Source organism: Stenotrophomonas sp. 05L414_2 (genome assembly GCF_056397905.1).
This window is the reverse complement of record NZ_JBFTOJ010000020.1, coordinates 1-12,221: the sequence shown is the minus strand read 5'-3', so window position 1 is coordinate 12,221 and position 12,221 is coordinate 1. Positions and strand designations below refer to the sequence as shown.

11 protein-coding genes are annotated in these 12,221 nt (G+C 67.9%); 5 read left to right on the top strand and 6 right to left on the bottom strand.

Going from position 1 to position 12,221, the window contains the following annotated elements:
- Positions 1 to 60: 60 nt before the first annotated feature.
- Complete coding sequence (locus AC1DJN_RS04655) at positions 61 to 1,140, bottom strand: NAD(P) transhydrogenase subunit alpha (protein ID WP_279208899.1); 1,080 nt, start codon at positions 1,138 to 1,140, stop codon at positions 61 to 63.
- A 52-nt stretch (positions 1,141 to 1,192) separates the two neighbouring features.
- Entirely contained in the window at positions 1,193 to 3,514 is a 2,322-nt protein-coding gene (locus tag AC1DJN_RS04650) for a DUF1631 domain-containing protein (protein WP_140224692.1), read from the bottom strand.
- A 332-nt stretch (positions 3,515 to 3,846) separates the two neighbouring features.
- On the opposite strand from AC1DJN_RS04650, the gene AC1DJN_RS04645 reads away from it, so the two are divergent.
- Genes AC1DJN_RS04645 through AC1DJN_RS04630 form a run of 4 tightly spaced genes read left to right on the top strand, consistent with a single transcriptional unit; the run spans position 3,847 to position 6,707 of the window.
- Positions 3,847 to 4,425: a nitroreductase family protein gene (locus AC1DJN_RS04645; protein ID WP_025877963.1), complete on the top strand. Its 579-nt coding sequence runs from the start codon at positions 3,847 to 3,849 to the stop codon at positions 4,423 to 4,425.
- The gene (locus tag AC1DJN_RS04640; protein ID WP_442252038.1) at positions 4,410 to 5,366 is read left to right on the top strand and encodes a 5'-3' exonuclease; all 957 of its coding nucleotides are present in this window, start codon (positions 4,410 to 4,412) and stop codon (positions 5,364 to 5,366) included. Before AC1DJN_RS04645 ends, AC1DJN_RS04640 begins: the two co-directional genes overlap by 16 nt.
- Positions 5,363 to 5,917 carry an NUDIX hydrolase gene (locus tag AC1DJN_RS04635; RefSeq protein ID WP_025877960.1) on the top strand — a complete coding sequence of 185 codons (555 nt, stop codon included), beginning with the start codon at positions 5,363 to 5,365 and terminating at the stop codon, positions 5,915 to 5,917. The genes AC1DJN_RS04640 and AC1DJN_RS04635 overlap by 4 nt, the downstream gene beginning before the upstream one ends.
- Entirely contained in the window at positions 5,910 to 6,707 is a 798-nt protein-coding gene (locus AC1DJN_RS04630) for an N-formylglutamate amidohydrolase (protein ID WP_478038928.1), read from the top strand. The genes AC1DJN_RS04635 and AC1DJN_RS04630 overlap by 8 nt, the downstream gene beginning before the upstream one ends.
- A gap of 115 nt (positions 6,708 to 6,822) precedes the next feature.
- On the opposite strand, the gene AC1DJN_RS04625 is transcribed toward AC1DJN_RS04630, so the two are convergent.
- Both AC1DJN_RS04625 and AC1DJN_RS04620 read right to left on the bottom strand, forming a co-directional pair.
- Positions 6,823 to 7,491, bottom strand: a complete 669-nt coding sequence (locus tag AC1DJN_RS04625) for a DUF7716 domain-containing protein (RefSeq protein ID WP_032977482.1) — start codon at positions 7,489 to 7,491, stop codon at positions 6,823 to 6,825.
- Entirely contained in the window at positions 7,488 to 8,906 is a 1,419-nt protein-coding gene (locus tag AC1DJN_RS04620) for an MFS transporter (RefSeq protein ID WP_442252035.1), read from the bottom strand. Before AC1DJN_RS04620 ends, AC1DJN_RS04625 begins: the two co-directional genes overlap by 4 nt.
- Positions 8,907 to 9,012: 106 nt before the next feature.
- On the opposite strand from AC1DJN_RS04620, the gene AC1DJN_RS04615 reads away from it, so the two are divergent.
- A complete protein-coding gene (locus AC1DJN_RS04615) occupies positions 9,013 to 9,897 on the top strand; it encodes a LysR family transcriptional regulator (protein ID WP_478038936.1) in 885 nt (294 codons plus the stop codon).
- Positions 9,898 to 10,078: 181 nt separating this feature from the next.
- Here the strand turns inward: AC1DJN_RS04615 and pip are convergent, their stop codons facing one another.
- Both pip and prmC read right to left on the bottom strand, forming a co-directional pair.
- The gene (gene pip, locus AC1DJN_RS04610; protein ID WP_032977488.1) at positions 10,079 to 11,020 is read right to left on the bottom strand and encodes a prolyl aminopeptidase; all 942 of its coding nucleotides are present in this window, start codon (positions 11,018 to 11,020) and stop codon (positions 10,079 to 10,081) included.
- A 49-nt stretch (positions 11,021 to 11,069) separates the two neighbouring features.
- Positions 11,070 to 11,927, bottom strand: coding sequence for a peptide chain release factor N(5)-glutamine methyltransferase (gene prmC, locus AC1DJN_RS04605; protein WP_442252034.1), 858 nt, complete (start codon positions 11,925 to 11,927; stop codon positions 11,070 to 11,072).
- Between the last annotated feature and the right edge of the window lie 294 nt (positions 11,928 to 12,221).

The window sequence follows — 12,221 nt, the reverse complement described above, 5'->3', positions numbered from 1 at the left end:
CATGCCCGCGGGTTCACCGGATGTCGCTGCACCCGCCGGGCATGGCCCGGCGCTACCGGCTTACGCCTGCCAGCGCGTTTTCGCCAACAGCTCATCTTCCCAGTCGAAGCCCAGCTGGCCGTCGCGCACGAACAGGGCGACGAAGTTCATCAGGTTGCGCGCATACATCTCGCTGGCCTGGGTTGCACCCCGGCTGGCCAGGCCCAGCGGGCCATCGATGGTCACGCCCTGGTGCTCGATGCATTGGCCGGGCTCGGTCAACGCGCAGTTGCCACCGCTCTCGGCGGCCAGATCGACGATCACGCTGCCGGCAGCCATGCCTTCGACCATCGCGGCGGTGACGATCGTCGGCGCCTGACGTCCCGGCACCGCGGCAGTGCAGATCACCACGTCCACGCTGCGCAGGTGGTCGCCAAGACGGCGCTGCTGTTCACCACGCTCTTCATCGGTCAGCGCCCGCGCATAACCGCCCTCGCCTACCGCGCTCACCCCCAGGTCGAGGAAGCGCGCACCAAGCGACTGGATCTGTTCGCGGGTTTCCGGGCGCACGTCGAAGCCCTCCACCTGCGCACCCAGGCGGCGTGAGGTGGCAATGGCCTGCAGGCCGGCGACACCGGCGCCGATCACCAGCACCTTGGCTGGACGCACGGTACCGGCCGCCGTGGTCAGCATCGGGAAGAAGCGCGGCGCGCGTTCGGCAGCAATCAATGCCGCCTTGTAGCCGGCCATGCCGGCCTGCGAACTGAGTACGTCCATCGCCTGCGCGCGCGTGGTGCGCGGCAACTGCTGCAGCGGGAACAGGTGCAGGCGGTCATCCGAAGCCAATGCGGCCAACGCAGGGTCGGCCGCCGGGGTCAGCAGGCCGACCACACTGGCGCCCGGCTTCAGCTGGGCCAGCACCTCGGCCGGTGGCGCCTGCACGCACAGCAGGATGTCGATCTCGGCCCAACGGGCGGCGTCGAAGGCGCGGGCACCTGCGTCGTCGTAGGCGGCATCGGTGAAACCGGCGGCCTGGCCCGCACCGGGCTGGTACCACACGGTGATGCCCAGCGCACCGAGCTTGCGCGCCGTTTCCGGCGTGAGCGCAACGCGTCGTTCGCCCGGCGCGGTCTCCTTGATCCCCAGCAACGCCACGGCCATGCAGATTCCCGCTGATCGGTGAGTGGGTCCGATCCTAGCAGGCGTACGTGGCTCAGTGCAGCGTCGCACCACCCGGGTCGAGGCGGTCGAGCACGCCCTGCATGGCGCTGTCGAAGGCGCCATCGTCGATGTGGGGACGCAGGCGACCCAGCCGCACCATCACCGCCAGTTCCTCGGGTGAGGCCACGCAGAAGCGCACGCCACGACGGTTGACGAACAGCAGGCGCGAGGAAATCGGGCTGATCCAGGACAGTTTGCCCGCCTGCACCTTGCCATCCTTGTCGACGAAGTCCAGCCAGTTGCCGATCTCCATCCGGCGGAAGCGGTCGGCATCGGCATTGTCGAAATCGTCGGTATTGAARGTACCGCCCAGTTCCACTGCCGGCGTTTCCGGTGCCGGCGGCGCGGGCAGCACCACCTGCGGCAGCTCCGGCAACGCGCGCTGCAGCTCCGGTCGCGATTCGGCGATGCCCTGCAATGTGTCGTGCAGCGCATCGATGGCTGCGGTGGCTGCGTCGCCATGCACGCCGACGCTGGCAAACACCTTGGCCAGCATCGGCTGCCAGGCCTGCAGCCACGGCTTGCCGACGATCTGCCGGCGGGCCTCGGCCACTTCCTCAAGCAGGCCGTCAGCCAGGGTCAGCGCCTCGGCCACCGAGGCACCCTCCTCGCCCTCGCGCAGCAGCGCCAGGGTCAGATGGTGCTGCCAGGGCTGGCGCAGGAACTCGGCGATGGCCGGCGGCAGGGTGGCATCGCCGATGCGGCGATCCAGTTCGGCACCGGCACGGGTGCGGGCCATTTCCAGCTTTTCCTGGCCGCGCTGGGTCTCGGCGGCCCGCCGCTCGGCGATTTCCACGCGACGGCGGTGCTGTACCAGGAAATCGCGGAATTCTTCTTCCAGGGTCAGGAAGATCGCCAGGTTCTCGTTGAACTCGGCGACCAGCCGCTCGATGATCTCCTCCACCTTGGCCATCAGCATGCGTTCGGCCTGGCTTTCGCCGGTGTTGCCCTCGCAGGCTTCGGCCAGCGAATTGAGCAGCTTGCGCGCCGGATGGGTCTTCTGCACGAACATGCGGCGGTCCAGCATCGCCACCTTCACGAACGGAACCACCAGGCGGCCGATCAGCTCACGCGAGCGGCCTTCCAGTTCGCGCTCATCGAGCATCACGTCGAACAGCATGCCGACCAGGTCGATCGCATCCTCGTCCTGCGCGTCCAGCCGGGTCTGGCCCGGGTCGACGCCCAGCCGGGTAGCGCTGGACAGCACTTCGCTCTTCAGCCGCTGCGCCAACGATTCGCCGTCCTCGCCGATCGCCGCACGCAGGGTCGCACTGGGCGTGGCCTGCAGCAGCGACAGCACCGACATCATTTCGCGCTGGCTCAACGGGCGATGCTGGCCGACCGCGACCTGCGCCGCAGAGGTTGCGTCGTCGCGCACGTGGCGGGTCTGCTGCAGCAGTTCGTGCAGGGCTTCCAGCAGCATGCCCTGCTGGCCGGAATAGGCTTCACCGGACGGGCTCTCTTCGCCACCAGCATGTTGCTGCATGTGGCCACGACGCTCCGACCAGCGCGCGGCAAATCGCTGCGCCCAGGCCGGCGCGGCCTGTTCGTCGTCATTGAATTCGTTGTCAACGCCCGGCGCCGTGCGCTGCTCGACCAGATCATCCAGGCCATGCGGAACGTGCTGCGCCGGGGCCGGCGCCAGTGGTCGGCGCGGCGCACCCATCTGCGACATCACCCCGGCCGCAGCCAGGTGCTCGTCCAGCTTCTCGTAGATGCGGCCCACCGGCGCGCGCAGGTCGCGCTCGCACAGCTTGATCAGCACCAGGTGTACTTCCGGGGCCAGCTCGCAGCCGGCGAAGGCTTCGTGGATGGCCACGCCCAGATGCTCGGGGCTGATCGGGTTGCGGTCAGCGTCGAGTTCGATACCGCCGCCCAGCCAGCCCAGGCGGCGGTCGAGCCGCGCCAGCACCGGCTTGAAGTCGCGCAGCAGCACGGTGGCGAAGTTGCGCACCGCCAGCCGTGATTCCAGTACATGTTCCGGCACCAGGCTCAGGCCATCCTGGGCCTGCCCGGCCAGGGTCAGCTCGGCAGAGACGGGCTCGCCCGCCGCCAGGCCGGCCCAGGCATGGCCGAGATGGGCGGCAAAAGCACCGGCGATCTCTTCACGGCGGCGGCGCAGCTCGCGCATCGCGTCCAGGAACAGCAACTGCGACGAGCCGGCATTGCCGGCACGGTCGAACAGGGCATCGTCGAAGCGGGCCAGTGCCGCGCCAAAGGCCTGGCACAACGCCGGCAGGACGATGTCCCGGGCAAGCTGGAGCTGGGCCGGGTCACGGCCCGGCGATCCCATCGGAGTGGGCGCGCTCATCATTCGGGAAGGCTCCCCACCTTCTCTGGTGCGACAGACATCATGGACATCGCGACGGCCGGTACACCCCATGCACCGGTCCTTCGATGGTAGGCCGCCCAGCCCATCGCGGACAGTGAAACAGTCCTCACTTCAAACCTCATGAACGGCGGCCCGGCAATATTACGTATCGTAAGCCGTGCGGGGCCTGCGAGGCGAGGGGAAGCGGGGCTCCGTGATCCGCCAGTGGCATGATGTTCATCACAGTTTGCTATTCAGGGGTCTGACGCGACACAAACGGCGTCATCTACCTCCCCGACTATAATCAGCGACCCGTGATGACCGGTTCAGACTCCATGCCCGACCCTGCCGCCCTGCTTGCCCTGGATGCCCGCCGCTCGGTGCCCTCGCGGCAACTGGGCGAGCCCGGACCGGACCCGGCCACCCTGCAGCGGATGCTGACCTCGGCGGTCCGCGTGCCCGACCACGGCAAGCGCGTACCGTTCCGCTTCCTGAAGATCGCCGGCGATGCGCGTCACACTCTGGGCGACTTCCTGGCCGCGCGCAGCCGTGAGCGCGACCCGCATGCCGGCGACGCCGTGTTCGAGAAGGACCGCCAGCGCTTCAGCCATGCACCGCTGGTGATCGTGGTGGTGGCCAGCCCCCGCCCGGACCCGAAGGTACCGGCACAGGAACAGCTGATGACCGCCGGCTGTGTGTGCTTTGCTCTGTTGCAGGCGGCACAGGCGCTGGGCTTCGGCGCGCAGTGGCTGACCGCATGGATGGCCTTCGATCCTGCCGTGCACGCCCACCTGGGGCTGGCCGAGGGCGAAGGCATTGCCGGCTTCATCCACATCGGCACGCCCAAGGCCGAAGTCCCCGAGCGCGAGCGCCCCGATGCCGCGGCCCTGCTGCAGGACTGGACCGGCCAGTGAACGCCGTGATTCCCGTGGCGATACCGCCGCCGCTGTACCTGGTCGACGCCAGCATCTACGTGTTCCGCGCCTGGCATTCGCTGCCGGACGAATTCCAGGACAGCCAGGGCTGGCCGACCAACGCCGTGCACGGCTTCGCCCGTTTCCTGCTGGACCTGCTGGAGCGCGAACGCCCCCGGCACATCGCCATCGCCTTCGACGAAGCACTGGACAGCGGCTTCCGCCACCGCCTGTACCCGGCCTACAAGGCCAATCGGGACCCGGCGCCAGAAGCGCTCAAGCGTCAGTTCGTGCACTGCAAGGCGTTGTGCGCAGCGCTCGGCCTGGCGGTGCTTGCCCACCATGATTACGAAGCCGACGACCTGATCGGCAGCGCCCTGCATGGCCACCGCAGCAGCCATCGCGGCGTGATCATTTCCGCCGACAAGGACCTGTCGCAGCTGCTGCTCGACCATGACGAGCAATGGGATTACGCACGCAACCAGCGCTGGGACGTGGCCGGGGTCAAGGCCCGGCACGGCGTACACGCGCACCAGATCGCCGATTACCTGGCGCTGTGCGGCGATGCGGTCGACAACATTCCGGGCATCAGCGGTGTCGGCGCCAAGTCGGCGGCCGTGCTGCTGGCCCATTTCGGCAGCATGGACGTGCTGTACGAACGCCTGGACGAAGTGCCGTTCCTGCGCCTGCGCGGCGCGGCGCAGATGGCCGTGCGCCTGCGCGAGCAGCGCGAGCACGCCCAGCTCTGGCGCCAGCTGACCACCATCGCCCTGGACGCACCCTTGGAAGGTTGCCAGCCCGGCATGCCGCGCCAGGCGGCCGATCCAGAGGTGCTCGGCGGCCTGTGCCAGACCCTGCGCTTCGGCCCCATGACCCGCCGCCGGCTGTTCAGTGCCGCCGGCATTTCCGACCCCGTCCCTACTTCCAGCGAGCCCGCATGAGCCAGCGCAACACCGAAGCACCGCGTGTCGTCTACGAAGGCAAGTACCAGCGCATGGTCGTGCGTGGCAGCTGGGAATACAGCGAACGCACCCACGCCGGCGGCCTGGCCGCAATCATCATTGCCGTCACCCCCGAGGACAAGGTGCTGTTCGTCGAGCAGTTCCGCGTGCCGCTGCAGGCGTCGACCATCGAGATGCCGGCCGGGCTGGTCGGCGACATCGATGCGGGCGAGTCCATCGAAGTTTCCGCTGTACGCGAGCTGGAAGAGGAAACCGGCTGGACCGCCGAGCACGCCGAAGTGCTGATGATCGGCCCCACCTCCTCCGGTGCCAGCAGCGAGAAGATCGCCTTCGTGCGTGCCACCGGCCTGCGTCGCATCGGCGAAGGCGGCGGCGACGAGAGCGAGGACATCACCGTGCATGAAGTGCCGCGCACGCAGGCGGCCGCCTGGCTGGTGCAGAAAATGGCCGAAGGCTATGAAGCCGATGCCAAGCTGTGGGCCGGCCTGTGGATGATCGAGCACCACCTGGACGGCCGGCCCCGTGGCTGACGCCGGCCTGCACATGCTGCAGGCACTGCTGGGCGCCGACGATCCGGCGATCTTCAGCGTGCACCGTGCGCAGGGCGCCTCACCGTTCCTGCTGCTGGCCGACCATGCCGGCYAGCAGGTGCCGCGTGCACTGGCCGACCTTGGATTGCCGCAGGCCGAACTGGACCGGCATATCGGCTGGGACATCGGCATCGGCGGCACCACCCGTGCATTGGCCGAGCGGCTGGATGCGTGGGCGATCGAGCAGACCTATTCGCGGCTGCTGATCGACTGCAACCGGCCGTTGGTTTCGCCCACGCTGATTCCCGAGGTCAGCGACCACACCCTGGTGCCGGGCAATGCCGGGCTGTCGCCCGCGCAGCGGCAGCAGCGCATCGATGCGATCCACGCGCCCTACCATGCACGCATCGATGCCGAACTGGATGCGCGCCGCGATACGGGACGGCCGACGCTGCTGGTGATGATGCACAGCTTCACCCCGGTGATGAACGGCATGCAGCGCCCCTGGCACGCCGGCGTGCTGTACCACCAGGACACACGCTTTGCCCACGCCTTGCTGCAGGCACTGCGCGATGAAGGCGACCTGGCGGTGGGCGACAACGAACCGTATTCGGTCAACAGCAGCAGCGACTACGCGGTGCCCGTGCATGGCGAAGGTCGCGGCCTGGTGCATGTGGAACTGGAAATCCGCCAGGACCTGATCGCCGATGCCGCCGGGCAGCATGCATGGGCGGAGCGGCTGGCGCGTATTTTCAGCGCCTTGCAGCCGCAGTTGTTGGCGTTGGGATAACCCCCATCCACGCATGGCGTGGATCTACTGCAGCGCTGGCGGACATCCGCATTCGGCGAAAAGAAAGAACGAGGCCGGTTCCCAGTAGATCCACGCCATGCGTGGATGATTTTCGTCAACGCAGCACGGGAACATCCATCCACGGGAACGGTTTGAATCCGCGCACCTGCACGCGGACGCCGATCGCTTCAAAATCGTCCTTGATCGCCTGCGCACGACGCCGATCCAGTGCTTCACCCAGCAACACCGGCAGCGCGCGACAGCGTGCCAGCGCTTCGCCCACCGGAATGTCGAGCAGCTGCGCGACGCGCTGTGCCGCAGCCTTGACCTGTTCGCCCGCACACGCCAGCGTCAACTCGAACGCGGCGAAGATGCCCGGCCCGACACCGGCTGCGCGCGCAGCGTCCTGCTCGGCGGCACCCGCCTCGCCCAGCGCTTCATCGACACCGTCCACCTGCAGGAAGGCGTCGTACTCGGCGTAGTACGCCAGCGCTTCGGCGTAATCCTGCAGGGATGAGAGCGGACGCTGGCGCTTCTGCACATCCAGTACGTCAGCGAACGTGGCCGGTTCCAGGCAGGCCGACAGGCCCAGCGCCTGCACGGCCTCGGGCACTTCACCGTCATCATCGAACGCGGCGTCTTCATCTGCCGGCAACCAGAAACGCGCCGCCAGCAGATCGCCCTCGCTGGCATGCACCCAGCCGAACGACGCCCATACGTCGTGGTCGTCATTGCAGGCGGCAAACGCGTCCAGCGTCTGGCGAAGATCCAGCAGTGCAATCATGCGTCGTTTGGCAGGGCGTCGGGAGAGCTGCAGTCTACCCGTGCCGGACGCAGGCCCAGCGCGATGACCACGCCGAGCGCGGCAAACAGCGCTGCGCCGTACTGTGCATTGATCATGCCCTGCAGGGCATCAGGACTGGTTGCCGCCTGCGTGCCGCGTGCGGCGTTGGCCACCATCACCAGTACTGCCAGTCCCAACGCGCCGCCGATCTGCTGTGCGGTAGCCGCCATGCCGGACGCCACACCCTGCTGCGGCCCCGGCACGCCCTGCCCGGCCACGATCCACATCGCCGTCCAGCTCATGCCCTGGCCCACGCTGAGCACCACGATGCCGGGCAGCAGCGGCCAGTAGCTGGCGCCGTGCGGCATCGCCAGCGCCACCGCGGTGATGCCGATTGCACCGGCGGCGAAGCCCCAAGCCAGCACCTGCCGCGGCGAACGGCGCTGCAGCATGCGCTCGGCAATGCGGATGCCGAAGGTGCACACCAGCGTCGGCAGCAGAAAGGCCATGCCGGCCTGCAGCGGGCTCCAGCCATAGCCATCCTGGAAGTACAGCGCCAGGAAGTAGTACTGCACGCCATAGCTGCTCATGAACGCGAAGGTCAGGCCGAGTGCTGCACGCAGGCCGGGCAGGCGCAGCAGCGCGAACTGCATCAGCGGGTCGCGGCTGCGCTTTTCGATCTGTACGAACACCGTCAGCAGCACGGCTGACAGCAACAGGCAGATGAGCGTGGCCGGTGCGGCCCAGCCCCATTCCGGCCCCTGCACCAGGGTGGTGACCAGCAGGCTGCCGCCGGCGGTGACGGTGAGGCAACCAGCCAGATCGAAGGAACGGCCGCGCACGCGCGGGCCATCGGCCGGCAGCCACGCGCCCGCGGCGACCGCACAGGCCGTGGCCAACGGCACGATCACCGCCAGCACCGCCGGCCAGCCGAACGCCTGGGTCAGCACGCCGCCCAGCAGCGTCCCCAGCGCGAGGCCCGCCGCACTGGCCATGCTCCAGATTGCCAGCGCGCGGTTGCGCACCGGGCCTTCTGCATACAGCGTATTGATCAGGGCCAGGGTGGCCGGAAACAGCAGCGCCGCACCGATGCCCTGCGCCGCACGTGCCACGATCAGCAGCGTGGCACTGGGCGCCAGCGCACCCAGCAGCGAGGCCAGCGCGAACAGCAGCATGCCCAGCCGGTAGAAGCGGCGGCGGCCCAGCAGATCGGCCGCACGCCCGCCCAGCAGCAGGCTGCCGCCAAAGGCCACCGTATAGGCGCTGACCACCCACTGCAGCTGCTGCGCATTGATCTGCAGCGCGCGGCCCATGTCGTGCAGGGCGACGAAGATGATGGTGGCGTCCAGAGCGATGATCAGCTGCGCGGTGGCCAGCAGGGTCAGCGCCCAGCGCGGGTATTTCAGGGGAGGCAYGCGGCGCCCGGTTCGGAGGGGGGACGGCAGTCTCATTGATGCAGGTGAATCAATAAACCCCCTCAGCGCGATTTCTGTCATGATTTTTCGCATGAATGGATCCTCGATGGACCTCAACGCGGTGCGCATGCTGGTGCAGGTGGCTGAGGCGCGCAGCTTCACCGTCGCCGCCGGCCAGCTCGGCTTGAGCCAGTCCGGGCTGTCACGCGCGATCGGCCGGCTGGAAGCCTCGCTGGGGGTAAAGCTGCTGCAGCGGAATACGCGCAATGTCGCGCTGACCCCGGATGGCCAGCAGTTCGTCGAGCAGGTGGGACCGTTGCTGTGCGGGATGGAAGACGCCGAGCGGCTGCTGGCCGACCGCCCCTGCACGCCATCGGGCACGTTGAAGATCAGCGCTCCGTCGATGTTCGGGCGCAAGGTGCTGGTGYCGTTGCTGGGACCGTTGCTGCAGCAGCATCCGCAGCTGCAGGTGGAAGCGGTGCTCAGCGACCGCCTGGTGGATCTGGTGGAGGAAGGCTTCGACGCCGCCCTGCGCACCGGCACCATCGCCGACCAGCGCATGGTGGCGCGTCCGTTGAAGCCACTGCGCTGGGTGACCGTGGCCAGCCCGGCCTACCTGGCCGCGCAGGGTGAGCCGGCTAATGTGGCGGCATTGCAGAACCATGCCTGCCTGGCGGTGCGCAACCTGCGCAGCGGCCGGCTGGTGGACTGGCAGTTCCTGCAGGACGGGCAGCTGCGCCAAGTCACGCCGCCGACGCGGATGGTGTTTGACTGCGGCGACCCGTTGGTGGAGGCAGCGATTGCGGGCATCGGCATCGTGCAGGTGATGGATTTCGCGGTGGCCGACGCGTTGGCCGATGGCCGCCTGCAGCGCGTGCTGCAGCCGTTTGAAGGCCGCAGCCGCGCGCTGTCGTTGATCTACCCGCCCTCGCGCCAGCACTCACCGAAACTGCAGGTGCTGGCCGAAGCGTTGTTGGCCGGGGATTGGTAGATCCACGCCRYGCGTGGATGARCGTTTCAACGCAAAAGCCGCCGGGCATGGCCCGGCGCTACCGGGCCGTRGTAGATCCACGCCRYGCGTGGATGARCGTTTCAAYGCAAAAGCMGCCRGGCATGGCCCGGCGCTACCGGTAAGGCGTTGCCGGCCAGCGGCCGGCACCACCACCACCCGATCAGGCGAAACTATCGGTGGCACGCACCAGCGCGTCGACGTTCTCTGCTTCGAACGCCGAATGCCCCGAGGCCGGGGTGATCTCCAGCTTCGCCTTCGGCCACACCTTGGTCAGGTCCCAGGCATTGGCCAGCGGGCAGACCACGTCGTAGCGGCCGTGCACGATCACGCCCGGGATATCGGCGATGCGATGCGCGTCGCGCAGCAGCTGGTCTTCCACCTCGAAGAAACCGCCGTTGACGAAGTAGTGGTTCTCGATGCGGGCAAACGCCAGCGCGAAGTGCGGGTCTTCATGGCTGTTGATGAAGTCGTCGTCCACGTGCAGGAAGCTGGTCGCGCCTTCCCACACCGCCCAGGCCTTGGCCGCGTCCAGGCGCGTTGCTTCGTCTTCGCTGGTCAGGCGGCGATGGAAGGCGGAAATCAGGTCGTGGCGTTCCACCGCCGGAATCGGCTTGAGGTAGTGCTCCCACGCATCCGGGAACAGGCGGTTCGCGCCTTCCTGGTAGAACCATTCCAGCTCCCAGCGGCGCAGCATGAAGATGCCGCGCAGCACCAGTTCGGTCACGCGCTGCGGATGGGTCTGCGCATAGGCCAACGCCAGGGTCGAGCCCCAGCTGCCACCGAACACCTGCCAGCGATCGACCTTGAGGTGCTCACGCAGCTTCTCGATGTCGGCCACCAGGTCCCAGGTGGTGTTGTCCACCAGATCGGCATGCGGGGTGGAACGACCGGCACCGCGCTGGTCGAACAGGATGATGCGGTACTTGGCCGGGTCGTGGAACTGGCGCATCTTGTCGCTGCAGCCGCCGCCGGGCCCACCATGCAGCATCACCACCGGCTTGCCGTCCGGGTTGCCGCACTGTTCGAAGTACAGCGTGTGGCGGTCGTCGACCTTCAGGGTGCCGACGTCGTAAGGGGTGATGGCGGGGTACAGCGTACGCATGCTTGCAGCTCCGTGGTGGTGCCCTGCCCTTGGCAGGAGAACCCCCATTCTAGGCCGGTCGCCGGCCCAGGGTGACCCGGTCGCGCTGCTCCAGGTCCTGCACGGTCTGCACGTCGATGTAGCCGGCCTGCTCGAACAGCGCGCCGATGGCATCGCCCTGGTCCCAGCCGTGCTCGATCAGCAGCCAGCCGCCGGGCTGCAGGTGGTCGCCGCCGCCGACGATGATGCGACGGATGTCGTCCAGCCCATCAACGCCCGAGGCCAGCGCCGTGGCCGGCTCGAAGCGCAGGTCGCCCTGTTGCAGGTGCGGGTCGTCGCTGGCGATATAGGGAGGATTGCTGGCGATCAGGTCGAAGCGTTCACCGTGCAGCGGCGCGTACCAGTCGTGACCACCTTCGGCAAAACGCACGTTGCCCAGCTCGTGGCGCGCGGCGTTGCGGGCCGCCACCGCCAGCGCAGCGGAACTGGCGTCGGTGGCCAGCACCTGCGCCTGCGGTCGTTCGCTGGCCAGGGCCAATGCAATCGCGCCGCTGCCGGTGCCAAGATCGGCCAACCGCAGTGCACGGTCCGGCGGCAGGCGATCCAGCGCCAGTTCCACCAGCAGTTCGGTTTCCGGGCGCGGAATCAGGGTGGCGGGGTCGACTTCCAGATCGAGGGTCCAGAAACCACGACGGCCGATCAGGTAGGCCACCGGCTCGCCAGCCAGGCGCCGGCCCAGCAAGGCCTCGAACGCGGCCTGCTCGGCGGCGGGCAGTGGATCGGTGGCGTGCGCGAACAACCAGCTGCGCGGTCGCTGCAGCACATGCAGCAGCAGCAGCTCCGCTTCATGACGGGCCTCTACGCCCCCCAGGCGGCCGCTGGCGTCGGCCACGACCTGGCGCAGGGACGGTTCGGAATCGGCGGGCATGGCAGGCACTGGCGCGGGCGGTGGGCCCGCAATTGTAGAGTCTGGATACCGTTCAGGTTCGCTGGGGCGGGATTCGCTGCGGTGGGATATGAGAGACCTATCGACCGGTTTCCGCAGCCGCTGATGATTTCCCTTGTCATACAGCGGGTTGCAGGATGCAGGTGGCCTGATTCATTGCCGGCTCAGCGCACATCAATAGACTGCATCTATCAAATAGATGTAATCAATGCATTGTCCTTATCGAAATGGAACCAGTAACCTAGGTCCTGTCGATTCACCCACTCCCCTTCACCC